28 protein-coding genes, 1 rRNA gene and 4 pseudogenes (1 of these 33 running past the window's edge) are annotated in these 25,374 nt (G+C 42.0%); 22 read left to right on the forward strand and 11 right to left on the reverse strand.

Annotated features, from left to right (window positions below; all coding sequences use genetic code 11):
• Positions 1–318 (forward strand): 23S ribosomal RNA (locus ACKKE8_RS10905); it begins 2,611 nt to the left of the window's first position.
• Between the two features lie 500 nt (positions 319–818).
• Here the strand turns inward: ACKKE8_RS10905 and ACKKE8_RS10910 are convergent.
• Entirely contained in the window at positions 819–1,787 is a 969-nt protein-coding gene (locus ACKKE8_RS10910) for an endonuclease/exonuclease/phosphatase family protein (protein ID WP_409179093.1), read from the reverse strand.
• Position 1,788: 1 nt separating this feature from the next.
• Positions 1,789–2,406, reverse strand: a complete 618-nt coding sequence (locus ACKKE8_RS10915; protein ID WP_409178185.1) for a hypothetical protein — start codon at positions 2,404–2,406, stop codon at positions 1,789–1,791.
• A gap of 266 nt (positions 2,407–2,672) precedes the next feature.
• Between ACKKE8_RS10915 and ACKKE8_RS10920 the strand changes: the two are divergent.
• Together ACKKE8_RS10920 and ACKKE8_RS10925 are read left to right on the forward strand one after the other, a co-directional pair.
• A pseudogene (locus ACKKE8_RS10920) lies at positions 2,673–2,756 on the forward strand (RCC1-like domain-containing protein); the annotation flags it as partial.
• A 262-nt stretch (positions 2,757–3,018) separates the two neighbouring features.
• A complete protein-coding gene (locus ACKKE8_RS10925; protein ID WP_409178186.1) occupies positions 3,019–3,810 on the forward strand; it encodes an oxalate:formate antiporter in 792 nt (263 codons plus the stop codon).
• A 297-nt stretch (positions 3,811–4,107) separates the two neighbouring features.
• On the opposite strand, the gene ACKKE8_RS10930 is transcribed toward ACKKE8_RS10925, so the two are convergent.
• From ACKKE8_RS10930 to ACKKE8_RS10945, 4 genes are all read right to left on the reverse strand, one after another.
• Complete coding sequence (locus tag ACKKE8_RS10930) at positions 4,108–4,380, reverse strand: HU family DNA-binding protein (RefSeq protein ID WP_409179094.1); 273 nt, start codon at positions 4,378–4,380, stop codon at positions 4,108–4,110.
• 449 nt (positions 4,381–4,829) lie between these two features.
• Positions 4,830–5,273 (reverse strand): DUF2269 family protein, encoded by a 444-nt coding sequence (locus tag ACKKE8_RS10935; protein ID WP_409178187.1) that lies wholly within the window; start codon positions 5,271–5,273, stop codon positions 4,830–4,832.
• Positions 5,274–5,275: 2 nt separating this feature from the next.
• The gene (locus tag ACKKE8_RS10940) at positions 5,276–5,629 is read right to left on the reverse strand and encodes an ASCH domain-containing protein (RefSeq protein WP_390233010.1); all 354 of its coding nucleotides are present in this window, start codon (positions 5,627–5,629) and stop codon (positions 5,276–5,278) included.
• Positions 5,630–5,909: 280 nt separating this feature from the next.
• Positions 5,910–6,785 carry a LysR family transcriptional regulator gene (locus ACKKE8_RS10945; RefSeq protein ID WP_409178188.1) on the reverse strand — a complete coding sequence of 292 codons (876 nt, stop codon included), beginning with the start codon at positions 6,783–6,785 and terminating at the stop codon, positions 5,910–5,912.
• Positions 6,786–6,901: 116 nt separating this feature from the next.
• Between ACKKE8_RS10945 and ACKKE8_RS10950 the strand changes: the two genes are divergently transcribed.
• The 10 genes and pseudogenes from ACKKE8_RS10950 to ACKKE8_RS10995 all read left to right on the forward strand — a co-directional run bounded on the left by ACKKE8_RS10950 (position 6,902) and on the right by ACKKE8_RS10995 (position 14,669).
• On the forward strand, positions 6,902–7,327 hold the full coding sequence (locus tag ACKKE8_RS10950) for an SgcJ/EcaC family oxidoreductase (RefSeq protein ID WP_409179095.1): 426 nt from the start codon (positions 6,902–6,904) through the stop codon (positions 7,325–7,327).
• Between the two features lie 838 nt (positions 7,328–8,165).
• Entirely contained in the window at positions 8,166–9,614 is a 1,449-nt protein-coding gene (locus ACKKE8_RS10955; protein ID WP_409175469.1) for an IS110 family transposase, read from the forward strand.
• 107 nt (positions 9,615–9,721) lie between these two features.
• Positions 9,722–10,381: a uridine kinase gene (locus tag ACKKE8_RS10960; RefSeq protein ID WP_409175470.1), complete on the forward strand. Its 660-nt coding sequence runs from the start codon at positions 9,722–9,724 to the stop codon at positions 10,379–10,381.
• A 412-nt stretch (positions 10,382–10,793) separates the two neighbouring features.
• The gene (locus tag ACKKE8_RS10965; protein WP_409178189.1) at positions 10,794–11,348 is read left to right on the forward strand and encodes a GNAT family N-acetyltransferase; all 555 of its coding nucleotides are present in this window, start codon (positions 10,794–10,796) and stop codon (positions 11,346–11,348) included.
• A 200-nt stretch (positions 11,349–11,548) separates the two neighbouring features.
• Positions 11,549–11,923: pseudogene (locus ACKKE8_RS10970) on the forward strand (sigma-70 family RNA polymerase sigma factor); the annotation flags it as partial.
• Positions 11,924–12,258: 335 nt separating this feature from the next.
• A pseudogene (locus tag ACKKE8_RS10975) lies at positions 12,259–12,495 on the forward strand (hypothetical protein); the annotation flags it as partial.
• A 12-nt stretch (positions 12,496–12,507) separates the two neighbouring features.
• Entirely contained in the window at positions 12,508–12,648 is a 141-nt protein-coding gene (locus tag ACKKE8_RS10980; protein WP_409179096.1) for an XkdX family protein, read from the forward strand.
• A 612-nt stretch (positions 12,649–13,260) separates the two neighbouring features.
• Complete coding sequence (locus ACKKE8_RS10985) at positions 13,261–13,800, forward strand: matrixin family metalloprotease (protein WP_409178190.1); 540 nt, start codon at positions 13,261–13,263, stop codon at positions 13,798–13,800.
• A gap of 43 nt (positions 13,801–13,843) precedes the next feature.
• Complete coding sequence (locus tag ACKKE8_RS10990) at positions 13,844–14,440, forward strand: hypothetical protein (RefSeq protein ID WP_409178191.1); 597 nt, start codon at positions 13,844–13,846, stop codon at positions 14,438–14,440.
• 139 nt (positions 14,441–14,579) lie between these two features.
• Positions 14,580–14,669 (forward strand): SOS response-associated peptidase family protein, encoded by a 90-nt coding sequence (locus tag ACKKE8_RS10995; protein WP_409178192.1) that lies wholly within the window; start codon positions 14,580–14,582, stop codon positions 14,667–14,669.
• A 206-nt stretch (positions 14,670–14,875) separates the two neighbouring features.
• On the opposite strand, the gene ACKKE8_RS11000 is transcribed toward ACKKE8_RS10995, so the two are convergent.
• Positions 14,876–15,718, reverse strand: coding sequence for a discoidin domain-containing protein (locus ACKKE8_RS11000; RefSeq protein WP_409178193.1), 843 nt, complete (start codon positions 15,716–15,718; stop codon positions 14,876–14,878).
• Between the two features lie 291 nt (positions 15,719–16,009).
• On the opposite strand from ACKKE8_RS11000, the pseudogene ACKKE8_RS11005 reads away from it, so the two are divergent.
• From ACKKE8_RS11005 to ACKKE8_RS11020, 4 genes and pseudogenes are all read left to right on the forward strand, one after another.
• A pseudogene (locus ACKKE8_RS11005) lies at positions 16,010–16,300 on the forward strand (sigma-70 family RNA polymerase sigma factor); the annotation flags it as partial.
• A 467-nt stretch (positions 16,301–16,767) separates the two neighbouring features.
• Positions 16,768–16,944: an XkdX family protein gene (locus ACKKE8_RS11010; RefSeq protein ID WP_409178194.1), complete on the forward strand. Its 177-nt coding sequence runs from the start codon at positions 16,768–16,770 to the stop codon at positions 16,942–16,944.
• 630 nt (positions 16,945–17,574) lie between these two features.
• A complete protein-coding gene (locus ACKKE8_RS11015; RefSeq protein WP_409178195.1) occupies positions 17,575–17,757 on the forward strand; it encodes a hypothetical protein in 183 nt (60 codons plus the stop codon).
• A 225-nt stretch (positions 17,758–17,982) separates the two neighbouring features.
• Positions 17,983–18,285 carry a WGxxGxxG family protein gene (locus tag ACKKE8_RS11020; RefSeq protein ID WP_409179097.1) on the forward strand — a complete coding sequence of 101 codons (303 nt, stop codon included), beginning with the start codon at positions 17,983–17,985 and terminating at the stop codon, positions 18,283–18,285.
• A 90-nt stretch (positions 18,286–18,375) separates the two neighbouring features.
• On the opposite strand, the gene ACKKE8_RS11025 is transcribed toward ACKKE8_RS11020, so the two are convergent.
• The 3 genes from ACKKE8_RS11025 to ACKKE8_RS11035 form a co-directional block, all read right to left on the reverse strand.
• Positions 18,376–18,804, reverse strand: a complete 429-nt coding sequence (locus ACKKE8_RS11025; protein ID WP_409178196.1) for a DNA-entry nuclease — start codon at positions 18,802–18,804, stop codon at positions 18,376–18,378.
• Between the two features lie 478 nt (positions 18,805–19,282).
• The gene (locus ACKKE8_RS11030; protein ID WP_409178197.1) at positions 19,283–20,074 is read right to left on the reverse strand and encodes a DUF2935 domain-containing protein; all 792 of its coding nucleotides are present in this window, start codon (positions 20,072–20,074) and stop codon (positions 19,283–19,285) included.
• A gap of 542 nt (positions 20,075–20,616) precedes the next feature.
• Positions 20,617–21,423 (reverse strand): DUF2935 domain-containing protein, encoded by an 807-nt coding sequence (locus tag ACKKE8_RS11035; protein WP_409178198.1) that lies wholly within the window; start codon positions 21,421–21,423, stop codon positions 20,617–20,619.
• A 205-nt stretch (positions 21,424–21,628) separates the two neighbouring features.
• On the opposite strand from ACKKE8_RS11035, the gene ACKKE8_RS11040 reads away from it, so the two are divergent.
• The 5 genes from ACKKE8_RS11040 (at position 21,629) to ACKKE8_RS11060 (ending at position 24,304) form a co-directional block, all read left to right on the forward strand.
• Positions 21,629–21,922, forward strand: coding sequence for a DUF1648 domain-containing protein (locus tag ACKKE8_RS11040; RefSeq protein ID WP_409178199.1), 294 nt, complete (start codon positions 21,629–21,631; stop codon positions 21,920–21,922).
• Between the two features lie 139 nt (positions 21,923–22,061).
• Entirely contained in the window at positions 22,062–22,487 is a 426-nt protein-coding gene (locus tag ACKKE8_RS11045; protein WP_409178200.1) for a DMT family transporter, read from the forward strand.
• 23 nt (positions 22,488–22,510) lie between these two features.
• Positions 22,511–23,209 (forward strand): Crp/Fnr family transcriptional regulator, encoded by a 699-nt coding sequence (locus tag ACKKE8_RS11050; protein ID WP_409178201.1) that lies wholly within the window; start codon positions 22,511–22,513, stop codon positions 23,207–23,209.
• 21 nt (positions 23,210–23,230) lie between these two features.
• Entirely contained in the window at positions 23,231–23,698 is a 468-nt protein-coding gene (locus ACKKE8_RS11055) for a DMT family transporter (RefSeq protein ID WP_409178202.1), read from the forward strand.
• A gap of 102 nt (positions 23,699–23,800) precedes the next feature.
• On the forward strand, positions 23,801–24,304 hold the full coding sequence (locus ACKKE8_RS11060) for a CarD family transcriptional regulator (protein ID WP_409178203.1): 504 nt from the start codon (positions 23,801–23,803) through the stop codon (positions 24,302–24,304).
• A 68-nt stretch (positions 24,305–24,372) separates the two neighbouring features.
• On the opposite strand, the gene ACKKE8_RS11065 is transcribed toward ACKKE8_RS11060, so the two are convergent.
• Positions 24,373–25,341: a GNAT family N-acetyltransferase gene (locus tag ACKKE8_RS11065; RefSeq protein ID WP_409178204.1), complete on the reverse strand. Its 969-nt coding sequence runs from the start codon at positions 25,339–25,341 to the stop codon at positions 24,373–24,375.
• Between the last annotated feature and the right edge of the window lie 33 nt (positions 25,342–25,374).

Consider the following 25,374-nt stretch of genomic DNA (forward strand, 5'->3'; position numbering starts at 1 on the left):
GGTTCAGAACGTCGTGAGACAGTTCGGTCCCTATCTGTCGCGGGCGTAGGAAGTTTGAGGAGAGCTGTCCTTAGTACGAGAGGACCGGGATGGACGCACCGCTGGTGCACCAGTTGTCACGCCAGTGGCACAGCTGGGTAGCTATGTGCGGACGGGATAAGCGCTGAAAGCATCTAAGCGTGAAGCCCCCTCCAAGATGAGACTTCCCACAGCGCAAGCTGGTAAGACCCCTCATAGACGATGAGGTTGATAGGTTCGGTGTGGAAGCGCGGTAACGCGTGGAGCTGACGAATACTAATCGGTCGAGGACTTATCCACACGCTTAGCAACTGATCATGCAGATCCAGTTTTGAATGAATGAAGAAGCCATTCCTTTAAGGGATGGCTTTTTTTATGATAGTACGAAACAAATTAGTTCCCTGTGTCCAATGAAAGCAATGTTTTAGACTGAGAAAATATAGTATTAGACTGACGACGCGTCATTACGCTAACGGGCAGTAATGTAGAATAAGCATGTCGGGGAATGGTAACCTTCCGTCTACGCCGGATTGGCCATCGCCGTGGCTCAGACAGACCACGGGAACTAGAGACTCTCAAAACCGAAGGCGAAATTTAGGCTGGGAGCATATCAACTTCCTTGGAGAGTATCGGTTGATCAGCACGATTCGATTATTACCACACTCTACACATGACCGGACACCATTGGTTGGTTGATCAAACCTTCCGATTAGTGTCAACAACGTCATGTGATTGAGATATTTCCGGATCGACTTAACTAGTGAAAGCGGGTGAGTGAGTCTGCCTCGATCAAAGAAACATCAGCTGTGAGTAATGATCGCAATCTTGTCGAATGAGGCACGGACTCCAAAGTGATCCGATATGTATCTCCCGTTGTGTTGGAATTTGAGTACCTCGATATCTGCTAGGATGGGAACTAGGCGTGTACCGGCTTGCATTAATACATAATCCAGACGATGATTGCTTGATGGACGATCGTCGGGATCGTCGTAGAAATTATTCTCTCTGACCAACGTGTGTCCACTGTCTGCCTGATTCCCAGCCAAGGTCCAGCAATCACGGGGCCAATCCAGCGTCCTGAGGAGCCGATCGTAGTGTAGTGGATTCTCTCCGGGAATGTTAAGGTCACCCATGATGATTTTGGGTATAGCTGGGTCCCAAAGCGTTTCGATGAACTGTGTCATTGCGTAGAGCTGATAGTAAAGTGTGTTTACGCCATTTTCGGTCTCGATATCTTGCGTATGGGAATAGAATATGTCGATCGGAGTCGGCCAAGAAACAGGCTGAATTCGGATGTAAATTACGCCCTTGAGGGCGAAGCAGTCCCAGCCGTCACAAGGGCCAAATGTCATCTTGTTGATGGACACTGTGGGATGCCTGCTAAGCAGGAGTAGCCCGCCGTCAGATCTAAAACTTAAAGAATCATCCGGACCCTGGCTATAGTAAGGATACAAATCACTGAGCGCGTTAGTTATCCTTGTTCGTTCTCCATCAGCAAACACCTCGCAAAGACCCACGACATCCGGTGTTAGCGCTCTGATTCGAGCCACTATTTCCGCAATCGCTCCGTCTCGATCGGTACCCAAATAGGGAGCTGGAGAGACAAGTAGACCCATGTTATGCGTCATAACTGAAAGTGGTGCGTGGCGAACTGCTAGCTTGAGAGGGCCTGAAGGGTGGCCTAGCAGTTTTCGCAAACTACGGACATCCTGCGGAGTACGGCCTAAGTGATCGGCCAACCGTCTTAAGGAGAGGGTCGTATTTGACATATTACCCGCCGTCTGGGCAGGCAATCGATACCTCCACGGTGCTGCCCCTGCGCAAAATAGTGCCTGGCGGTGGGTTAATCTTGACTACTTGTTTTTGTTGATATCCGACTGGGCCGTATTGAATTAAGTCATATTCGACATGAAACCCGAGATCCTTGGCAGATAGATACAGTACTCCCATGTCGTCACCGTGTTGGACTTCCTCCAGTGTTGTCCAGGGCGGTACAGCCGCCGCATCAAGAAGAGCCGCTAGGCTGTTCAAACCTTTCTCGAATCGTTCAAATCGTTCAATGTCCACATGTAGGTTAAGGTTTCTGATGATATTCTCGATATTCTCGATTACCTCTGACAGGCTTTGCTGATTTCCGTTCTCTGATTTCCAACGGACATCTCCTGTAACCGTCATTCCGCCGCCTACTGTCACACCACCCGGATAGTCGCCATTGAAATTGATGGTGAGCCCGTCGGTTCCATCATGGACAAGTGCTCTGCGTAAACCTCCAGCAATTCGGCGGTCGGGAGAGTCTAAAATGAGGTCAGATGCAGTTGTCCGCACGACCGTTCCCTCGATGACAACATGGTTTCCATCGCCTTCATCGAGTTTGATGTCTGTTGGCATTACAGTCGCCTCGCTTATCAATGAGTTTGATGTCTATTGGCATTTAATACAGTATATTTCTTCCCTTTAAACATAAAATTATCCAAAAAACATGCTGGTATGAAGTAATATAGCGCCGTAGTACCACTTGCTTAAGCTATAGGGGGACTGCCAACAACCCCCTCTACGAAGAAATAACTATGGTTTAACAGAGATGAACCCTAAAATCAGAAACATCTACCATCAACTAGGGAGCGAGATTCATGAACGTTGTGAAACCTCTGCCTTCCATAGCGGCGGGGTGGCGTCGTACCATTGGGCTTAAATCGGATGGCACGGTGGTAGCAGTGGGCCGAAATAATGAAGGTGAAACGCTCCCCGTGAAAATGTTCACTGAAAATAATGTTTTAGACTCGAAAAAATAAAGTGTTAGACCGTAAAAATAATGTTATAAACAACTATGTAAATATAGTATTAGACGGATATGGGTCATTAAGCTAACGGCAGGTGCAACATAACTGTTGTCAGATGATGAGTTTTGGTAATTTTATGTTTGGGTGATGACTTGTGAATGGACACTTGATAGATTGATCTAATGCCCTTTTTGGGGGCACTATTTTAGGGGTGGTATAAATGCCTTTACAAATGCATGAAAATTTTATTAATCACGCCAAAGAGAATCTTCTTCAGGACCACCGATTTCTTGGACTCCTTGCAGGTGGTTCCATGATTACAAGTACTATGGATGAGTACAGCGACTTGGATTTAATTGTGGTATACGATGCTGAATACCGAGAAGAGATAATGAATCAGCGTTTACTAATTGCAGAGAAGCTAGGGAACTTGTTATCTGGCTTTACAGGCGAACATGTGGGAGAACCGCGTGTGGTGATTTGCTTATATGGGCCACCGCCACTACACGTTGATTTAAAGTTTGTTACCGTTCAGGAACTTGAACAAAGGGTTGAGAATCCTATAATCCTTTGGGAGAAAGGAGAGGAAATCATTGCTTTATTTCAAAGGACTTCACCAATCTATCCATACCCCAGTCCCCAATGGATCGAGGATCGATTTTGGGTATGGGTGCATTATGGTGCGACAAAACTTGGAAGAGGAGAATTGTTCGAGTTAATCGATCACATTACCTATATGCGAAACGCAGTACTTGGACCATTGTTTCTTATCAAGAACGGTGTACTTCCAACAGGAGTAAGAAGACTCGAAAAATATGTGAGCGAAGGACTTGAAGAACTAAAGGAAACTATTCCAAACCACGGCACAGAGAGCTGTTACCATGCTTTACAAATGACCATTCGACTCTATCAACAACTTCGTCAGCATTTAGGGAATATCAAATATAAAAGAGAAGCGGAACATGTTTCAGTTGCTTACCTCGAAACTGTTTACACCTTTTTGGATAAATAGATACAAATCAAGAACAGAAAGAAGGTCTTGAGAATCGGGAAGAAGGGGTGGCGATATTGATGAATCTATATCATTTATATGGCATGATTAGCAAAGTTTTTTCCTGTTAAAGGGAGTAAAACAGCTCTCTGCAACCATCATCCAGCCATTTTTATGGGAGAATATGAAAACGTTCCTTTGTACTATGAAAGCGAACGTTCGCATAGCAGTGACATGGAAACACTAGTGACGTGGTGAAGGCCCTAACATTGAATCAGTTAGGGCCTTCACTTTGAAGCTATATATGTATTTCAATGTTTACTTTACACTGTCTTTCAGTTCTTTGCCCGGTTTAAATGCTGGCATTTTGGAAGCAGCGATTTCAATCTCTTCACCCGTTTGAGGATTACGTCCCTTACGAGCTGCCCGCTCTCTTACTTCGAAGTTACCAAAACCAACGAGAGATACTTTATCACCTGATTTAAGAGCATCCGCAATTGCTTCCAGCATAGCGTCAACAGCTTTGGTGGAATCCTTTTTTGTAAGTTCTGTGGTTTCTGTAACTTTTGCGATCAATTCAGTTTTATTCATCGTAACACCCTTTCCTCGATATCCCCTTATTTTACTTGGAAGGGCGAGGAAAAGGAAGAGTTTTAGGAACGTTTGTTTCCCTGTATCCGTAATTCCCCATCCTGTAGGCCCAATATCATATGTAAAATCGAGAAAGGCGTTTCCGGCTTTACTTACAGCGTCTATCAACGACCACCAGTCTAACTCTTTATTTTCACCGAACACCAGCAAATCTCATTTGCAGAGGCTTGCAAATATGTGCAGCACCGGCACCAACCGCCGGGTGTATCGGCATATTAAACACATCGAGGAATTGGTTATCGAATAAAAAGAAGATCAAACGCCAATTAAACCGGCAGATTTAACCTGCTAGTTAACAAAAAAGAAAAAGACACCTGAGGCGCCTTTTTCCATCAGTGAACGAGAACACGATTAGGAGGCCATCTCGGACAAGTGAAGGACGATCATCTCTACCATACCTCAGGCTTCACCACCATGAACCATAACATGGCCAGCAAAAGAAACAAATAGATCCAGATCGAACGAGTAAGCGATTGCACCAATTTATCCTTGTCCTGGTCAGTTTCATTAAACTTCCGTATCTTCGGCGAAAATGCGCGTGCCAGGAAATACAAGGAGCTTACCAGGATCAATACGGTCATCACGATCCAGGACGAATTCCATGGCCAATACCCACCCATGACTAGAAATACTCCGGATATGACCAAAGCATGACCAGCATGCTTCGCCAAACGTGTGGTAGACCTGAAAGTATCCAGATAGGCTTGTTGTTTGGTGAGGTCAGCCTCTCGCAATCTTTTCATCATGGGTAGCAGAACAAAAAACGGTCCAATGGACATCATGGCACTGAGAATATGTAAATAAAGAATCGCCTTATATAATAAAATGCCCACCGTTATTTTTTCTTGTCCGGGCTAAATTCATGGACCCACACTCGCATTTGCGGTAACCAAGGCATCCCAGGATGAGATGATAGAATGGATTGCTTATATTCCTCTACATTTGAATATCCCTCTTGCTTGGCATTATCATCGGTTAATTCCCCGAGCGACTGTGAATAAACCTTGTCTATTACAAATTCGTGGCCTTCGAGGGTCATGATTTCACCAACATCTGCGTAGCGTCCATTGCGCCGGGTCGCGGTTTTTTGTCCCGACAATACTTTCTCGATATCCGGCTTCACGGTAATTAAACGATCGATTGTACAGGTTTTTGGCGGCAAAGCGTCAGAACCCATTTGATTTTGCATACATGCCATCCTCCTTTTTTCTTCACAACCACTTTATCATAAGTCGAGCCATGAATGCACAAGCACGCGACTGTAAGGTTGGACGGGTGGGTTAGTCTTTAACGGTCACGATTGTACAGGAGATAACAAAGTTTTAGACTGATAAATAAAGTACTAGACTGGATAATAAAATTTTTGACTGGGGCCGTTAAACTAACGGGCAGATTAGTTCAATAATAACCGAATCGCGGTAGTCATTGCCGGGATCAGATTATCTCGTCGTTTCACAGATAGAGAATGACTAATTTGTCCTACAGAAAAATTCCGTTACGAACTCCAAGAATTTTCTAGCTGCTACAGATAAATATCGTGATTCAAGCCAAATGAACTTATAATTACGTTTCATACTGTGGTCATGAATCTTTAATAAAGTGAGTGGAGAGTCAGAGCTTCGTCCGCACTCACCTACAAGAGCGACACCAACGCCGGCCCGGACAAGACTCGCAATAGCAGAAGGCTCATTTACCCTGCATATATATTTAGGATGAATTCCAGCCTCTCCAAAAAAGATATCGTTCAGTGGTTGATAAAATTGCCCCTCATTGTAACCAATGAAAGCTTCAGTAGCAGCTTCTGCCAAAGAAATGCTCTGTCGGTCTGAGAATCGATGGTTAGGAGAAACAGCAAGGTATACTTCTTCCTCCAAGACATGGGAGGAGCACACTCCAGCATTTTGCGTAGGTAACGCTGTGAGACATATGTCCACTTCTCCACTCAGAAGAAGAGGCTCCAGTTCCATCATAGAAACTTGGGTTATTCGGAAATCGGTTTTCGGGTATTGGGATAGAAAGTCAGCAAGTGGCCTAGACAGGAGCTCGACGCTCGTAACCGCTAAGTGAATACTGCCCGCATACAACCCAGAAAGTTCTTCAATTTCTTTCCTTCCATCTTCCAATGCGTTTAAAGCAATTTCTACCTTTCGAAGGAACGTTTTACCAAACGTGTTTAATCTAATATTTCTCCCTTGTCGGTCAAAGAGGGGTACACCAAGATCTTCCTCAAGTCGAGCGATTATTTTGCTTAATGCGGGTTGAGCAATTTGCAGTTCTTCGGCTGCTTTGGTCATATGTTGAATTCTAGCGATAGTACGAAAGTAATGTAAATGTGAAGTATCCATGATTACCTCCATTTATATACGATTTAGCATGAATCTCATGAAAATTATGTATTAGATATTATTAATAATATGTTATAGTATCAGATTTAACAATGAAGTAAGCAATAAAGGGAGGAATTTCTATGGTATACAAAGAAGTGGAACCATTGGAGCAAGATCGCGAGCTTATCAAACATGTAGTTAATGAAATGGAGGCAGCGTTTAATCGGCACGATGCAGATGCGTTAGATAGCCATTTCACACAAAACGCCACTTGGGTGAATGTAATGGGTGAAAAGTTGTCGGGTTGGGATGAAATAAATAAAGTGCACAAAATCGTCTTGACAGGTCCTTTACGTAATTCTTATAGCAAATATACTGTTGACAGCATCTCGTTCATTAATTCCAATGTAGCAGTTGTTCATGTCCGTCAATATTCAACAACTTCCGATGGGAAACGAATTGGTAGAGGGCAAGAAAGCATTGCTATCTACGTAATGGTCAAGGAAACGAAAGTTTGGAGGCTAGCAGCAGGACAAAACACACTTCTAAAATCCGTCTAACTAGATATTGTGAGTTGAGCTAACGGATTCGATAGTTCAATGAGGCATTCTAAAACTCATTTTCAAATATCTAGTGATTTAGAAGGCTGGGACTCCTTGTACCATAAGGGGTTCCGGTCTAAAACTTTATTATCACTGAACATCTGGAAGTCAAAGCCAATGATCGGGCCATACTGCCTTGGACTAAGAAATAAAGTATTAGACTCGGAAAATAAAGTTTTCTTAGTTCTTAAGTCTAAAAGCTAAAGACTACATGCTGAATACGTATGAGCTTTATTTCGTAGCCGGATATTCATTTTTTGTTGAGTGAGTGTACTTACTGTGGTTAAATAACCATGAGCCAGTTTTACCCCTGTCTACAACGTGAAGACCGCTTAGGTACTTCTGAATAAAGTTTGCGGAAAACTGGTTCCTCATTGTCTATTTGCAGGAACTTAAGCTGAATATGTTGAAATGGTATTTGTGCAGTGACCTCTAGGGAAGCCACCTGTTATGGGCATGAAGCCAGCTTATTCCCTGGACTTCTATTATAGAATTGGGGCACTCCAGCTTTAACGGCACTGCACAATATCTTCGTATTGAGAACTTGCCAAGGTGCAAGTTTTTTTATTTTTCAAAATTAAAGAACCTTATAAGAGGATAATTTATCCAACATATCGAAAGAACCTTATAGAAGACTATTGCAGTAACCTCTTGAAATATTTGGGGCATTTATGACCTCTTTGTACAATGTGGGGACGCTGCACTATCGTTAATCCTGACATGCTACATTGGGCCCTTTGGAGCTCTAAAGAAAACTTGGATTGATAGTGCTTTTACTGCTACCTATGGAGGATTTATGGATAACCAATTAATTGCTGAGGAGAAACATTCAAGACAGAGATTTGAATCAAACAAATGGTACGAATTTTATGTAGGCTTAGATATTGGTGCTGACTTTCATGTTGCGGCTTGCATTCCTTTTGGGAAGTTTCGTAACGAAAAGGAATGGAAGCGACAAAAAACAATGAAGTTCCATTCAGATAGTAAAGGGATTATTGATTTTCTTAGTGAACTAAGGAAAATCCGGGAAACGTTTGGATTAACTCCTTCGGACTTTTTTATTTTACTTGAGCCTACAGGCGGTCATTATTCTTACTTGGTTATGAAGGTCCTTCTAGATGAAGGTTATCACTTGTTTCAAGTTGAGAATAAATCCGTTAAGGATTTCCGTGAGCGCCAACTTGGCCTTAATGAAAAATCAGACGAAATCGATGCTAGAATTATGGCCTATATGGGTTGGCATAAAACGCTGCATCCAGACATGAAAGGTGTCCGGCTTGTTAAGCCTGCTACTCCCACTCAGATTCTTTTTCGAACTTTAACAAGGGATAGATGGCTGCTCTCAACACAACTTACGAGGCGTAAAAATCAGGTACAACAACTCTTTTCTGTTACAAATCCGGAACTAAAAAGAGCTTTTAAGAGGCCCGGTTCCACAACTGTTATGAAACTTGTACTTCAATACCCAACTGCCAAGGAAATGTCTCAGGTTACCCAAGAAGAACTAAGGAAAGCTCTAATCACTGTGGGAGCTAAGACAATTGCTACAAAAGCCTCAACTACATTGGCTGAGTATTTACCACATACTTTAGCTGTTGAAGTACCGCATTTAGTCGAGAGGCAAACATGGCTAATACAAGAAGCATTACGTATTGATGAAGCCATTGACAGTATAGATCGTCAGATCTCTACTTTATTACACGGCGATCAGAGCAAAGGGATTGAAGCTCACCCCTACACTACTATTCTGAAATCATTCCCAATTATGAGTGACGTAATGGCCTGCACCCTAATTGGAGCAATAGGTGATGTAGAACGATTTTCAAACTACTTGGAATTCAAAAAGTACCTTGGTGTGGCTGCTGAAAACAAAACCTCAGGAACTTCCGTTGCTAAAACAAGGCAGACCTATGAAGGCGTAAGAGATACAAGAAGAATACTGTTTTTAATGGTTTTAGTTCTAATCTCACCAAATACTAAGCCTAACTTATTTAAAAATTATTACGATCGCCTTGTAAATGGCAGAGGAATGAGCAAACGCAAAGCAATTGGACATGTATGTGGAAAGATAGCTCAAGTTATGTATTCTTGCTTAAAAAACAACTCTATGTACGATCCGTACCTTCATGCCAAACAATTAGGGGTTTCCTGGGGAGGGACAGTAGCTAGCTTAATCAGGATACCGGGTAATATTGATGAGCTTGAAAGCGATGCTGCGGAAATGTCCGAGGAATTAGATTCGTAATCTAATAATCATTGAGCTCCTATGAAAATTCGATTCTGCATCAAAGTCAAAAATAGCTTAAGGCCATTTTAACCATTCGTTAAACAATATTTAATAAGGGGGAAAAGATGGATAAGTTATTACAAAAAATCATAAATTGGATCAGATTGACTGATGATCAGATTGTTGTTGGTGTTTCAGGACATGGAGCTGCTGGCAAAACAACGTTTACAAATAGGCTCGTAAGCCTACTAAATCAAAATGAAGTGAATTACATTAATACAGATCCGTATATTGTTAGTTCGAACATACGAAAGCATACAATTATCGATTATACATATCAAAACGAAAATCACCATTATAAAATGACTGCTTGTCATCCATCAGCACATCATTTACCTTCTTTAGAAAGAGATGTTCAGATGGTTAGAGACGGTTTAGATTTATATACGATAGATACTCATTATATGAAAAGCAAGTTAATCTCTTCGAAAAACAAATTAACGATTGTAGAAGGAATGAGTGTTGCATTTATTAATCCAGATTTATTTGATTTGAAAATTTACTTTTATACAGATGGTGAAACGGAATTAAAGAGAAGATTGAGCCGTGATATTGGTGAAAGGGGAACCGATATCAACTATTTAAGGCAGTCACATGAAGAACGTCGGATTCAGTACGAAGTGTTTATGCATCCGTATAGTCAACGGTTTGATATTATTATCAAAACTTCTGATGAAGGATTATGTCTAGAAAAAAATACATTTGAATTTAAATTATTCAGCTAACATGGATCGATACTTAAACAAGCACAACGGATAGTTGCAAAAATCTGTTGTGTTTATTAATTTTTCCGTATACCCTACACGTGCTTAAAAATACAAAAATGATGACATGTTATCTAATTTACCAGGATATAAAAAGGTAAAAATTCAAAGTCCTAAAGGCTTAAGCACTACACTACATTGTAGATTGAGAAAATAAAGTGTTAGCCTGCGGTGGGCATCAGTAAGCTAACAGGCTTAACGATTAAAAAGCTGTCGCACCTGCCAAGCAATGAATGTACAATTATCTGGAGAATCTTACATGCTAAATAATACCAGGAGGTTATGAAAATGACGGAGCAATATGTATTCCGTTAAGTCCGTGGTCCCCCTTAATATCTCTATTCTCACCTTATAAAAATAGAGGAGGACGAATATGGATATTTTAATTAGAGAACTGAGGGCTGGGGACGATGAGTGTGGTACAAACATTGATGGGAGCTTTATCGTGGACTCTACCCTTGTCTTGCAACTAATAGGACAGCGAATCGGATATACGGTGAAGGAGAGGCCTCTTAGGAATAAAAGCTACGATGATGAACAGCTTGAAGAAGATACTGTTGAGGATTATTCGAACTATATTAACAATCCCCATCAAATCATTTATGTAGCGCTCGTAAATAATCAAGTTGTGGGTCGAATTGTTTTGAAAAAAAATTGGAACAAATATGCCTATGTGGAAGATATCAAAGTTGATAAGCAATATAGAGGATACGGTGTCGGTAAAAAACTGATCGAACAGGCTAAACGCTGGATGAAGGATGGCGGTATGACGGGAATCATGCTGGAGACACAAAGTAATAATGTCCGCGCATGTAAATTCTACGAAAGTTGTGGTTTTGTCATCGGAGGTTTCGATTCCTACGTCTACAGAGGTCTAGATAAAGATAGTGATGAGATAGCAATTTATTGGTATCTCATGCTTGATTAATAAGTGATTGATCCTCAGCATATGTCTTAAAAAGCCGAAATAACGGCAGCCAAGTTTGGGAATAAATGTAGATCGCAATGATCAGCAGCACTTTTCAACTATCGGAGAATGTTAGCGCAAAATAAGCAGCCGCAGTCTAAGACTTTATTTTTCAATGAACATTTAAGTTTGTCTATGCACCCCCTTTTGACATTTAGATTGAAATCCTCATGCATCTGAGAAGCTTGAAAAAAACCAAAAAAGACGTATCCTTGCACGACCCGATCGGAACGGATAAAGAAGGCAATGAAATCACCTTGATCGACGTCCTTGGCACAGAAACCGACGAAGTGGTCGACGCAGTACAGCTCAAGCTGGAGTCCAATAAAATTTACCAGCACATACACATCCTCGATGAGCGGGAAAAAGAGGTGATCATCGGCAGGTTTGGGCTGGATCAGGACAAAGAAAAGACACAGCGCGAAATTGCGCGTGAGCTGGGCATTTCTCGTTCGTATGTATCCCGTATTGAAAAGCGAGCGTTAATGAAGTTGTTTAATGAGTTTTATCGGACGAAGCAGCCGCAAAATCGGTAAATTTTTTGCAGCTCATTCTCTACTTCAATTCAAAGTGAATGATAAGAAAATGTAAAAAATAACAATTAATTACAAAAATTCACACAGCAAGTGCTCTTAATGGTTAGATTTAACATTCTGGTAAAATACAGACAAGTAAATGGGTGAAGCCACTCGGATGCCGGGTGGCTTTTCTATTTGCGTTCTGATCAAAGACGCTCTTATTGGATCAGTCAAAACGCAGGTGGAAGGGGTAATTGTACGAATCCAAAGAAGGGAGGAGCAAAAGAAATAGCGTAGCGCAAATTACTTTTACAAAGGAGAAAATCAAGATTCAAAACCAAAATGAAGATAACATGCCTGGTAATGACAATAAGTTCATGGAGATTGACGACATCGTAGACAACCTGGTGAACGCAGGGATCATTAGTGCGCAGAATTTCATCGTCAATGTAGAGTTATTTAAAGGAAGTCCAGTCACCGTTGGGATTACAAAAACAGGAGAGGCAGCAACAGATATTACGAAAGAAATAAACGCGGGGGAAACGATCAAGGAAACGATAAATACAAAAGAAGGCATAGATTACACGAAGTATATTATCTTGTTGTATCGTTTCGGAGAGTATACGGCAGAAGATGTCGCTCGTTTTGTCGAGCAAGGAAAGTTAACGCCAGAACAATATGAGGGGATTACCGGTGAGAAATACGGAGCATCAGAAGTAGAACAGCAGGAGAAGGTGCAATAACGGTGAGTGGGATTTTATTCGGGAATGAAAAGTATCTTACACAGCAGATCAAACGTGAGCAAGGGCGGCGGGTATGAAATTTGTCTGCCGCTATCTTGTTCCTGTGTAGTATGAATGGAAATGTCTCACACGAGCAGAAATGGGAGGCGATTACGGCGGCTGGGATGCAAGTAGTCTCCGTCTTTCAGCGGGGAACAAACGATGCTGCTGGTGGAACAATAAATGGGTCTGATAAAAAAGCAGACAAATCTTAATCAACATATTGCTCAATTTAATAATCATTGTGGCCTTACAATAAAATTAAATCGTTCATTGAGATTTGTTGAACGGAAGGAAATGAAGAGGGGTAGAAACAAAAGATCGAATAACTATCCGGATAACCACAGGGGTTTTTCCAATGTCTACTTTAAGGGGTGCACTTCACAATCCGGGGAGGGCTTTTTTGTTGACATCAAGTAAAGCAACTTCCCAGAAGAAATTGGTGAACTAGTTGTGAAACAAAAGCGAGAATAATACGTCAAAGTAAGTAAGTGGAAAAAATCCACATATTTACAGTTCTAAAACGTTATAGTATTCAATCTTTTGTAACAAATTAGAAATGGAGGAAGTAAAATGAAAAAAAGTACCTCATTGATGCTAGGATTTTTATCAATCGCCACTTTACTGTCCGTACCAAACAACGCTTCTGCTTATAACACTACAGGGTACTATTGGGATAATAGTGTAGTTAGGTTTAACTACGCTGATCATATGAGTAGTGATTACGAAGACGAGTTGAAGGACGCTTTAGCCTCATGGAATAATGCTGTGGAAAAATATATAGCCTTTGGGCGAGATACAAAAAAGAGCAGAGTGTTCATCTTCAAAGAGGAGGACTATGGAAAAACAGGCTGGACTGCCGAAACATCAGTTACCCCGTACGATGGATCAGATATAATTAGGAATGCCTCGATGAATCTAAACTCTTATTACATGGACGATATGAGTGCAAGTAAAAAAGAAGGTGTTTTTGCTCACGAACTCGGTCATGTTCTTGGTCTAGACCATGTTAAAGATCCTAACCAAGTCATGTCTACTACTAAAGATGGGCGGAAAGTAAAAGAGCCTGGAAAAGATGATATTGCTGGTATTAAATCGATATACAAACAATAGATGTAAAGTGAATTAATCTCTTATGGGAAGGATGAAAAATGTAATGAAGAACAAAAAGCAAATCATATTATCAACACTTGCATTGGGTGTTCTTGTCGGTGGGGGCTATCTATTTTTAGATTCTAATAAAATCGAAACGAGTCGTGCTTACGACCAAACATCTCATAATCCAGCAAAAAGCGATAAGCAGACTATAAAAAAAGTAGATGTATCGGGAGATGTAGTAGAGGGTTTCGACAGTATCAAAAAGCTTAATGAAAGCGCTGAAGTGATTGCCGAGGTTGAAATCAACGAATCGGAAAGCTTCCAGTATAAAAACGTCGTATTTACCCTTAGTGATGCAAAAGTCAAGCAAGTGTATAAAGGTGATGTAGAGCCGGAAAATGTGATCAAAATACTAGAGACCGGCGGATATAAAGATGGAACAGAGTATACTTTTGAAGGTAATGAAGTATTCGAAACAGGTGAAAAAGCATATGTATACTTAGAAAAATATAAAGGTCCCGTTGCCGAAGAAGCGTACGTAATTAAAGGGGTATATCAAGGAAAATTCCTAGAAGAAGAAGGTAAATTGCAGTCTCCTAACGGAGTGGCCAAAGGATTGCAGGTAAAAAGCGAAAGTCAATTAGGACTTGATTAAAACTAATGACACTAGACACTTGCCCCCGCAAACACGCGAGGGCAAGTGTTTTAATCCTGCAAGTCCCACTTAATTTTTCCCGATATGATTGTTGCAATTGTAACAGACAATTTAACAGTCGTGCATATAGGAGGACACGGTGTCCTGCACAATCATCACAACAAAGCCAAATGACGTTGTTGCCAATATTCATGACCGCATGCCCCGTGATTTTGCGGCAGCAGGATGAGGCAACCTGGCTTGAATCGAGAACACTTTGATGCTGAGCTTCTGAAGTCTCTACATGTGCCGTATGACCATGATCAGATGAAAGCCAATCCTGTACCTACAAAGGTAGGAAGTCCAAAGAATGACGACCCAGAATGTATAGAAGAGATTGCTAATCTATGAATAAAAAGAGGCACCTTTCTGTTAAATAGGAGGTGCCTCGTCGTGTTATTTGGTATATTCCATCACTTCAAAGGATTGAATCTTACTGAATGCTACATAATCTTTTCGAGCTGTAAACGGCCCCTTGTTAAAGTCCTTATCGAACATATAGGTTTCTTTGCCACGTCCGTCCGCGCGGCCATTATACCAGTCGATGAAGTCTTGTACTTCCGATGCAGTTAAGTCAAACTCTTTCTCAAGTCCACTGATCATTTTAATAACAAGAAGTGCGTTATCACCAGTGGGCTCTGGTTTTGGATCGGGATTTGGTTCTGGGTTAGGATCGGGATTCGTGGTTCCTGTTTTCTCCATCATTTCTAATTCTTCAATAACTGTAAATGAAGAAAAGCCATTGTTAGATGTTATATTAATACGGTATTGTGTATAGAAGTTCTCATTGTTAAATGTGTAATCTCTTTTGAAATTTGTTGCCCAGCCTTCCTGATTAGTTTGTGTATCTAATACGATCCATTCTTGACCATCGAATGCCTCAAATGTCCAATCCTTGGGGCTTTCACCTTTATAAACATCCCTTGATTTTACTGTATACTTGGAAATTTTCTTTGGCTCTGGAAATTCATATTGTAACCAGCCTTTAATTGTACCGCCAGCTGTACCCCATCCGTAAGTATCATCTTTGTCATCAAATGCTCGGTATGCTTTATGATTCGTACTCCATTCAGTGCTTGCACTTGCTAGCCCACTTGGACTATCGTTACTTGTCATGGCAGGAATTAAATCTCCACTGTACTCATCCGCAGCAAAACCGACATTTTGACCAGAAAATAAAATAGAAATGATAAGTCCAACACTAACAAAAACCTTGCTACGCTTCTTTACAAAAATCATAAAAACCTCCTTGAACTGTTAAAAATGGATAATTAGTCTATACGCACATAGAAATATAATACAGTTCCTAAAATTGAGCAAAACATTAAAAGGAATAAATTACAAATTAAAGGAGTAATTTGGTTTTTTTATTAACTCAACAAATAGCAATCCCGTCCCTGTTTTGAGGAGACGGGATTTTCTTATTCCTTGATTATTGGAACTATAACCATTTTGAGAATATACTTCGACTATCGTGTGTACTTTTAAGTAAGTGAAGCTCAAATCGAGTACAGATAAAGACATAGGGTGAATGAAATCACCTTGATCGACGTCCTTGGCATAGAAACCGACGAAGTGGTCGACGCAGTGCAGCTCAAGCTGGAGTCCAATAAAATTTACCAGCACATACACATCCTCGATGAGCGGGAAAAAGAGGTGATCATCGGCAGATTTGGGCTGGATCAGGACAAAGAAAAGACACAGCGCGAAATTGCGCGTGAGCTGGGCATTTCTCGTTCGTATGTATCCCGTATTGAAAAGCGAGCGTTAATGAAGTTGTTTAATGAGTTTTATCGGACGAAGCAGCCGCAAAATCGGTAAATTTTTCGCAGTTCATTCTCTACTTCAATTCAAAGTGAATGATAAGGAAATGCAACAAAATGGGATGAAGCCACTCGGATGCCGGGTGGCTTTTCTATTTGCGTTCTGATCAAAGTGCTCTTATTGGATCAGTTAAAACGCAGGTGGGAGGGGTAATTGTACGAATCCAAAGAATGGAGGACCAAAAAAATAGCGTAGCGCAAATTACTTTTACAAAGGCGAAAATCAAGATTCAAAACCCTCCCCAATAGAAGATAACATGCCTGGTAATGACAGTAAGTTCATGAAGATTGACGACATCGTAGGTCGTCAATGTAGAGTTATTTAAAGGAAGTCCAATCACCGTCGGGATTACAAAAACAGGAGAGGCAGCAACAGATATTACGAAAGAAGTAAACGCGGGGGAATCGATCAAGGAAACGATAAATACAAAAGAAGGCATAGATTACACGAAGTATATTAGCCTGTTGTATCGTTTCGGAGAGTATACGGCAGAAGATGTCGCTCGTTTTGTCGAGCTAGGAAAGTTAACGCCAGAACAATATGAGGGGACTACCGGTGAGAAATACGGCATCAGAAGTAGAACAGCAGGAGAAGGTGCAATAACGGTGAGCAGGATTTATTCCGGAATGAAAAGTACCTAAGACAGCAGATAATGCGCGGGCGAAGAAAACGATTAATTGCGGGAGTATCCATAAAACGGATGAGAAAATTACGAGGCCTTTGACATTAAATGGTTTAAAGAAGTGCTGATATTCCAGTAAGTTTGTTGAAGCTAGCCAGGTAGCTGCAAACAGTCGAAAGTAGATTCGCGATTAATAATACCAGGAAGGAGCTACTTAATACCCAGTCCAATTTTCGGCATTATAAGAAATGGATTCCAAGTATAAACAAAACAACAATAAAAACGATCACATATAACCATGATTCAAGCATTTCTTGGAATGTTATCCTAATATCAGTGCCAATTCCTCAAATTTAAAGGATCTAGCATCTGATTATAAAGTTCGCGAATCAAAAAGTTAAGTAGAGGAGAGATTGGATCAAACTAAAGGACCTCATAAACGTTACGAAGTAATTGTAAATATTTGATTGTTGAGTATATCAGTGAGTATATACTACAATATATACAACGACTAATAACCTTACATTTTCTCCTCGACATGTTCGTCGGGGATTTTTTTGTATGTGGTGACGGCTGCATGAACAGATAGATTAGCCATTTTCGGACGGGCTGATGTTCATATTGCGGGCTATAGGAAAGGCGACTTCGGATGCTCGCTCACTATAATGGTAGTCCAGCAGTCGTGATTGAACTAGGCGTTCCTCCTACGCACAAGCAGGCGTTTTATGGAGTGGTGAAGCCGTTGATTGCTGGTGAGGATCGCGATCGAAACTGGACAAAAAGCGGCATTCTTCACTCACCAGTATTTGTAGATTTCATTCTGTTTGCATAGTGTTTCCTTGGATAGAATTATCGTAATGAGAGCAAAGTAACGTCATATCAATGGTCCCACTTCAAGCCTCCCTCTTTTACGGAGGGGGGTATTATGTGGATAACAAAAAAGTATGCCAACCTTTTCTGGTTAAAAAGTGCGATGGTCTGAATAATTTTGCTCAGATTGATAATATTACAAGGAGTAAATAAGAATACAGTTAGGGGGTTCTTCAAGTTGAAAAAGATGAAAGCAATGATGTTGGCTTTAACGTTAACTGTAACAATGGCCTCAACTGCATCCGCTGAGGCTGGTGGTACCATAGGTGCGGGGAACACAGGAGGAACAAACGCCCAAGATAATATGACAGGCAATACGGGTGTAGGCGTAACAGGAAATAGGGCGCCTGCTAACACAGGTATCAATAACAACGCGTACAGAACGACAGCAGTAGACACTGATTCAGATTGGGAATGGATAGGTTTGCTGGGATTAGTTGGTCTTGCTGGTTTGAGGGGAAGAAATAGGGAACGAAATCCCCAGAAGTAACAAAAATCAACAACCCGTCCCTGTTTTAAGGAGACGGGTTGTTTACTGTCAATTCGTATCCAGAATTTGTGGGTAGACGAAACAAATGCTTTATTTGACCACGATTTCAACTTTTGTTCCGTCTGGAAAATCCTCTAATTGATTGGATATCCAAGATCCAGCTCCTCGATTATCTGAAGGTGATATGTATTTGATATGTGCCCCTGTTCCACCCTCTGCACACAAGGCCATTGGCCATTCATCTCGATCATACCCCTTTTTTGTTGGAATGCCATTTAGTGATTCTACACGATTTTCATCTGCTCCATCGCGGTCAATTGTGCATATAGCTGACTTCCCAGAGGCAATTGCTTCTTCGATATGCTTTGCAGTCTGAGGGTATCTATCAGACGGAAAAACAATCGTATGGTCTACGTTTTGGTTGCTGACTGTTTTGTTCTTTATTGGCACAAGTCCAAAAAGATAGGCGGCGCCGATCAGCAGCACCACAATCAACATCAGCATTTTTTTCTGTGTCATGCTTTTGTCCTCCAATAAAAGTTCTTTTTCAAATAATAACACCGAATAGCATTCTGTCACGCTTGCCTATAGCCTTCTGTAAGCCTTTATCAGGGGTGGGAAGTGTTATGGCTACCTGAAAGTTATCCCCTCATATGGAACGCGTTAACATCCCATAATATTTCGCCACAAGTACATTGATATCGGTAAGTTGTACTGCCTGAGCAAAGAGAGCTAGCTATACCTGCAAAGGGCGAGGTCCAAAGAATGACGACCCAGAATGTATCGATTGCTAACCTATGATTAAAAAGAGGTACCTCCCTGTTTTTTGGAGACGGGTTATTCTTATTTCTGATAATTGGTATTGTGGTCTGGATCAGGAATCGCTAATCTGTTGTTCCCAGGTACGACCAATAGCAATCGCCCGTAAGATACACTTTGCATAAAGTGACAATCTTACGGGTGAATTTTGTTAGATAGAAGATGTTCCCCTGTTTCGCTACTTTGCGTGTGTGAGGGATACCTCAAAGGCATCTAAAATCTCTAGAAAATGCGAGGCTTCTCTAAATACATGGTCAGCGAGCAATGGGGGGATTATGCTCTTAATTTTGCATTCCTCAATCAAATCACGAGCTGTTTTTTTGAAGTCACGCAATTGACGGACGGATACGCGATTTTGATCCACAAATTGATTCAGTAGCGGTTTCGTTTGAGACTGGGGGCGCATGGAATCAAGATCCTGAGCTTGGAACAATAATTGATCAAAATCATGACTAAATTCTCTAGCTTGATCCACTAGCTTTCTTTCGGAAGGATCGAGCAAATGGTTAATAAATTTCGCATGGTCAGCCATGATTCGTAGGAAGAAGACATTCTCATTAATCACCGCATCAGGTAAGGGATCAAGGTTTCCTGTATTCAATTGTTCTAATCGATTCCGAAAATAGGCTGCTTCCCTGCTCACGTGATCGACCAACAGCGGAAAGTTGTTACCACCGATTTTGCAACGAATAATGAGTCCGAGTACTTTGCGTTTAAAGGCCCAAATATAGGAAGCGGCATTGTGAACAATTTGATTAAAGTTATAGATTTGTTGAGGGTCTACATCAGAAGAAAAGGCAAGTGCTTGGCTTTCAATTTCTTCAAAAATGCGGTAAAAGCGATTCGCTTCTTCAATCAATTGTGTGTCTTCGCAGTTAAAGCCCAATTTGAGAAACAGGGAATGTTCTTTCATGATGCGAGACCAAAAACGTATTTCCTCTAACGAGCGTTCAACAAAAACATTTGTCATATAGTACCTCCACGTAAGAATTTGGGCGGATAAAGCCCTTTTTCCACTTTTGATCACACATGATGTATTTCTATGTGTTTACCCAGATTCATGGATGGGCATGAGCACAGAATCAACGAAAAACCGAAGCCTATTTCTTCATAAGATTGTCTCGGGCGTTTTTTGGCTTGTCCCACAAAAAAACTCCCAGTAACGGGAGTTTCCAAATATTAAAAGCGACGCATTGAATGCATTTGCCTTCTGTGGTGATGTGCCCGCATGCGATGGAAGTGTTCTCTTTCTCTAAAGGTATGATGACGCATGCGATCATGGCGATGCTCAAAAGCTAAAGAGCGAAAGCGTTCTGCTTGCCTCATGTGGTGATGCATTCGCTGTCTGTGATGCTCAATCGGATCCATGACACTTCCCCCCTTAACGGTGGTACTTTATAGGATATGAGGACAGCTTTCTGCTTGCTTATGCATGAGTGGATATCGCAAAGAAGGGATGAAAAAGAGGCGTAAAGCCTCTAGCTTTCGCCCCGTTCTAACAAGGTTAATCTCTTACTCGATACGTGGTCTGGTCGAGAAACAGTCTGGTGATTGCACGTCGGTAACCTCAGATAGCTTCATCAAATAGTAGCATTCTTCTCGAGACATATGGTCGGCCATGAGTGGAGAGAAAACTCCAAGCAATTCATCGCGCATCCGCATCTCTTCCAATTCATGCAAGAATACCTGAAAAAGCTTCATCTCCATTTCTGCTTGATGGTTAAAACGGCGTAGTGCCGGGAAGTTATTCAGGTTTGTTCGGAGATATCCGGCTAATTCCACCGCTTTTAGGTAAAAATGCTCGAACTTTTTGGTGAATTGTTCACTTTTATGCTGATAGTCTTTTTCCACCATGTCCAAAAGGGAAGTGATGGTGGCTGCATGCCCTACCGCATCGGAAAGCCAGAGGATGTGGAGATCTACCGGGTGATTGGCAGGTGGCAGGCTTCCGGAGAGAAAAGCATGCAAAATTCGTTCATATTCTTCTAGCTCATTGACCATGTGGTTCATAAACGTTGGAGGAAGACTGATGGATATTTTACTGATGAGATGCCTTTCCAGAATGTGGAGTTTAAAATCACGGAGTTGTTGGGTGAGCGCACTTGCTTGCTGGTTGAGTGTGTGAAGTTCATCGGAAGACAAGTTTTTCCTGGCGTTATCCAGTAAGTTATCGAATGACACGATAAAGTATACGGCTCTTTCAATCTCCTGCTCTTCATTCGGAGCGAGTGATTGAAAAATAAAGCGTGCATGATCGCCCAGAATTTGTAGCCAGAAACGATGCTCAAACAACATACTTTCTCGCAAAGGATCGTTCACTGTTGTTCCCTCCTTACTCCACATCAAGATATGTAAAAACGCCCAGAAGTGTGTGACGGATTGACCTTGACTCCAAAATGAACATAAATGGTAAAATACTTGTAGGAGAAGCAGCCGTAAGGGGGAGAAAAGGAAGAGACCAATCATAAATATACCAAAGACAGGCAGCGAATGGGTTTGGGATATAGTTGGTTTTTTATTTTTCGTGGGATCGCTACTCTTTTTAGTCTTTGCATGGAATAAGCTTCCTGACGAGGTGCCTGCCCATTACAATGCTTTGGGGGAAGTAGATCGCTGGGGCTCAAAATGGGAACTGCTTCTTTTACCTGGGATTGGGGTCATTATCATTTTCCTCATGCAGGTACTCGAAAAACATCCGGAGCTGCATAACTATCCGGCACGCTTCACTGAATCGAATGCCGAGCAGTTTTATTTGCACAGTATTGGGATGATCGTTCTGCTTGTAATAGGAATCGTGAAACAAAAAAAGATTCAATGAGAAGAATGAGCGAGAGGTCCTTCTGCACGGGAAGGTCCTCTCCTTTGTTTTTTGCAACGAAAATCATGAGGACATATGTCCTTCCCCATCCACCTTGCGATCCTTTTTAATTAGGAACAGATCAGTGTGAGGTGAGAGGATGAAAGGAATTATTTTTGCTATTTTGGGCGGTGTTTTCATTACCTTGCAAGGTGTAGCGAATTCCAGAATTAGTCAAGATATAGGTACTTGGCAAACCGCGACACTTACGCAGTTAACGGGCTTCCTCACGGCTTTTTTACTCCTGATGTTTTTCCGAGATGGAAAATGGCAGGCATACAGGCGAGTGAAACCGTTATATTTGACAGGTGGGGCATTCGCCGCGTTTGTCATTTTTAGCAATGTTACGGCCATTCACCATATCGGGGTAACCATGACGATTTCAGCCCTCTTGATTGCGCAGCTAAGCCTTACTTTTCTCATTGATAGTAATGGGTGGTTCGGTGTCGATAAACAAAAGATGAGGCTGCCGCATTTTATTGGGATTGGGATGATGATTCTGGGGGTACTGATACTGAGAGCCTGATGACGAGAGGGGGAAACAGAGGAATGAAGGAAATCGAAAATCGTGAGCTTTTGCAACAATATCTCCATGACCATCAGTTAGCGTCTGTTTTTCATGAGCCTTTTCTGCCGTATTTATCCTTGTATCAATTTGATCAAGGGGAGCTCATTTGTGCTCAAGGCGAAACGGCCTGTCATCTGTATGTTTTGGTGAAGGGCAAAGTAAAGATTTTTACGACTTCCCCCGAAGGAAAAACCCTGATCCTTTCCTTTAAAAAGCCGCTTGAAGTGATCGGAGATATTGAGTATGTAAGAGGAATTTCTTATCTGAATTCGGTGGAGGCGGCCTCGTCTGTTCAGATGATCGGGATTCATTATCGCTGGTTGAAAAAATACGGAACAGACTACGCCCCACTCCTGCAATTTTTACTACAAATCATTACGCATAAATTTTGTGTGAAGTCCAACTCATTAAGCATCAACCTTCTGTACCCAGTAGAAGTACGTTTCGCTCGTTATTTGTTGTCCGTTTCGATAGAGGAGTGGAATCCTGCCAACAAAGAACAGATCAGTACGAGCAATCTCTTGGATGCAGCGAATATGATGGGAACGAGCTACAGACATTTGAATCGGGTCATCCAGCAGTTCTGCAAGGAGGGACTGATTGAGCGTGCCAATGGATTCCTTCTGATCAAGGATAGGGAAGGTTTAGCTAAAATGGCGAGCGAGACTCCGAACGAATAATGAGACAGGAGTGTCAAAATCATGGTGGTCGGGCTATTCTTCGCGTTACTGGCTGGCTTGTTGGTCAGCCTGCAAAATATTTTCAACAGGAAAGTAAGTGAACAGGCAGGAACATGGTCTACCACAGCACTTGTGCTTGGGATGGGATTTCTGTCTTCTTTGACGATGGGCCTCATTTTTGAAGGCAATCAGTTGTTTTCTCTTCCATCTATGCAGCCGTGGTACTGGTTCAGCGGCATGATCGGCGTTGGGGTGGTCTTTTGTCTGGTGCAAGGGATGAGACTGCTTGGCCCAACGTATGCCATCTCCATCGTTCTCACTGCCCAGCTTGGCTTCGCTTTATGGTCGGATTCAATCGGCTGGTTAGGGCTGGTTCAAGTGCCGATTACTTTTACGCAATGGTTTGGGGTTCTGGTCATTGTCGGGGGTGTGATCGTATTTAAACTAGGCGGCGAATGGCAACAGAAACGTTCAATCAGTAAGATGTAAATTTTTTGTTGACTTAATTTTATGCGACATGATAAAATAAAAATTTTTTAATTCGATAAGTGTGCTATAATGGATTTAGATTGCTTTGAAGGAGGTGGACGTATGTTTCAAGTTGGAGACAAGGTTTTTTATCCGATGCACGGAGCAGGCGTAATCGAGGCGATGGAGGATAAAGAATTTCTGGGTGAAAAGCACCTCTATTATGTGCTCAACATGCTGCTGAAAGAGTTAAACATCATGGTCCCGGTTGAAAAGATGTCCGCTCTTGGTATTCGAAAGGTGGTTGAAGCCGACATTCTGGAGAATGTTTTGGCCGCCATACGAGAGGGGCAGCGCGACACCACTTTGAATGCAGCGCAGCGCTACAAGCTTCATACAGAAAAAATGAAGAGTGCCGATATTTACGAGCAATCTGAGGTCATTCGCGATTTGGTTAGCATGAGTAAACAAAAAGTATTGGGAACGAGCGACAAAATGATGCTGGATACTGCGCAGCAGCTTCTCATTAGCGAGATTGAACTGGTAAAAGACGTAGATACGGAACAGGCAACAGAGATGCTAAAGCAAGCTGTATGCCCAGAAGAAATGTCTGAGATTGTGCCATAAATATTGTCCATATGAGGTAAGCAAGGGGAGTGATTGTTACTACAATCGCCCCCTTTTTTGTATGTCCGTTAGAGCAACAATCCAGAATCCAGGGAAAATTCTTGGCGACTGGCAAACTGGTGGTATCCAGCACGTAAAAAGGCTTTGGCCATTGGCGTGTTTTTTACATCGGTATCTGCACGGATGTATGTTTCTCCTGCTTGTACAAGAACGTCTGTGGCCTGCTTCAGCAATCGATCAATATAGCCGTGTCCTCTTTGTTCGGGGAGAACACCTATGTAACCAATCGTAGCAAAGGTAGGGCTGACCGTAGGCATCAAAAAACCAATAAGCTCATTTTTTGCTGTATAGGCAAGCTGCCACCATTCCGGTTCGTATTTCATTTGTTGCAAATCTCGGAACATTTCCTGTGCTTGGGCTAGAGGGCCTTTTTCCAAGCGCTCCTCTGTAATTTGTTGATCATGGGTGAATTGCGAGACACGCAGGATGGCATCCACAAATGCAGCCTCGCCAACCTCAGGAAGACTGCGGTACACGATCAAATCATGCATTTCGTTTGACGGTAAAGCAGTTGTCTCAATCGGTGCATGCCATTCGAAGCGGTTTGTTTCCCGGCTAATTCGAAAGCCGAGCGCTTCCAGAACATTTCTTCGCTCTTGGTGATCCGTTTGCCATTGGGGAGAGGAGGAAGGTGAATCCAGAACATAGCCGATCTTCTCCGAAAGATTCCCTGCCATGAGTGTGAAGACTTCGCGTAAGAAATGAGCTCCGAGCGAAGGACATTCTGTTTCTTTCCAGGGAAGTTCCCACAATACCAAATCAGTTGCTTGTTTACTGCCAGGCAATGCCCAGAAGGCAAGACGACCAGCGATCTCACCTTGTACCTCCAGAACGAAGCACCAGTCCTGACGCATGGCTCCTTGAGTGAACATTTTGTCGAGGTAAAGAGCTATATCATCCCGAACGGACGCAGGGTGGTTCGGGAAGGCAAGAAATACAGGTAAATCCTCCGAGTGGATACGGCGAACGGTTATCATGCAGGTCATCTCCCTTTTGTAACCATCTAAATA

Source organism: Brevibacillus fortis (genome assembly GCF_046196545.1).
Classification (GTDB): domain Bacteria; phylum Bacillota; class Bacilli; order Brevibacillales; family Brevibacillaceae; genus Brevibacillus; species Brevibacillus fortis_A.

What these genes read in the sequence shown, in the direction of transcription:
- ACKKE8_RS10910 (WP_409179093.1), bottom strand. Translation starts at nt 1,787, where the DNA reads ATGTCAAATACGACCCTCTCCTTAAGACGGTTGGCCGATCACTTAGGC.
- ACKKE8_RS10915 (WP_409178185.1), bottom strand. Translation starts at nt 2,406, where the DNA reads ATGCCAACAGACATCAAACTCGATGAAGGCGATGGAAACCATGTTGTC.
- ACKKE8_RS10925 (WP_409178186.1), top strand. Translation starts at nt 3,019, where the DNA reads ATGCCTTTACAAATGCATGAAAATTTTATTAATCACGCCAAAGAGAAT.
- ACKKE8_RS10930 (WP_409179094.1), bottom strand. Translation starts at nt 4,380, where the DNA reads ATGAATAAAACTGAATTGATCGCAAAAGTTACAGAAACCACAGAACTT.
- ACKKE8_RS10940 (WP_390233010.1), bottom strand. Translation starts at nt 5,629, where the DNA reads ATGCAAAATCAAATGGGTTCTGACGCTTTGCCGCCAAAAACCTGTACA.
- ACKKE8_RS10945 (WP_409178188.1), bottom strand. Translation starts at nt 6,785, where the DNA reads ATGGATACTTCACATTTACATTACTTTCGTACTATCGCTAGAATTCAA.
- ACKKE8_RS10955 (WP_409175469.1), top strand. Translation starts at nt 8,166, where the DNA reads ATGGATAACCAATTAATTGCTGAGGAGAAACATTCAAGACAGAGATTT.
- ACKKE8_RS10960 (WP_409175470.1), top strand. Translation starts at nt 9,722, where the DNA reads ATGGATAAGTTATTACAAAAAATCATAAATTGGATCAGATTGACTGAT.
- ACKKE8_RS10965 (WP_409178189.1), top strand. Translation starts at nt 10,794, where the DNA reads ATGGATATTTTAATTAGAGAACTGAGGGCTGGGGACGATGAGTGTGGT.
- ACKKE8_RS10985 (WP_409178190.1), top strand. Translation starts at nt 13,261, where the DNA reads ATGAAAAAAAGTACCTCATTGATGCTAGGATTTTTATCAATCGCCACT.
- ACKKE8_RS10990 (WP_409178191.1), top strand. Translation starts at nt 13,844, where the DNA reads ATGAAGAACAAAAAGCAAATCATATTATCAACACTTGCATTGGGTGTT.
- ACKKE8_RS11000 (WP_409178193.1), bottom strand. Translation starts at nt 15,718, where the DNA reads ATGATTTTTGTAAAGAAGCGTAGCAAGGTTTTTGTTAGTGTTGGACTT.
- ACKKE8_RS11015 (WP_409178195.1), top strand. Translation starts at nt 17,575, where the DNA reads ATGCTCGCTCACTATAATGGTAGTCCAGCAGTCGTGATTGAACTAGGC.
- ACKKE8_RS11020 (WP_409179097.1), top strand. Translation starts at nt 17,983, where the DNA reads ATGAAAGCAATGATGTTGGCTTTAACGTTAACTGTAACAATGGCCTCA.
- ACKKE8_RS11025 (WP_409178196.1), bottom strand. Translation starts at nt 18,804, where the DNA reads ATGACACAGAAAAAAATGCTGATGTTGATTGTGGTGCTGCTGATCGGC.
- ACKKE8_RS11030 (WP_409178197.1), bottom strand. Translation starts at nt 20,074, where the DNA reads ATGACAAATGTTTTTGTTGAACGCTCGTTAGAGGAAATACGTTTTTGG.
- ACKKE8_RS11045 (WP_409178200.1), top strand. Translation starts at nt 22,062, where the DNA reads ATGAAAGGAATTATTTTTGCTATTTTGGGCGGTGTTTTCATTACCTTG.
- ACKKE8_RS11050 (WP_409178201.1), top strand. Translation starts at nt 22,511, where the DNA reads ATGAAGGAAATCGAAAATCGTGAGCTTTTGCAACAATATCTCCATGAC.
- ACKKE8_RS11055 (WP_409178202.1), top strand. Translation starts at nt 23,231, where the DNA reads ATGGTGGTCGGGCTATTCTTCGCGTTACTGGCTGGCTTGTTGGTCAGC.
- ACKKE8_RS11060 (WP_409178203.1), top strand. Translation starts at nt 23,801, where the DNA reads ATGTTTCAAGTTGGAGACAAGGTTTTTTATCCGATGCACGGAGCAGGC.
- ACKKE8_RS11065 (WP_409178204.1), bottom strand. Translation starts at nt 25,341, where the DNA reads ATGATAACCGTTCGCCGTATCCACTCGGAGGATTTACCTGTATTTCTT.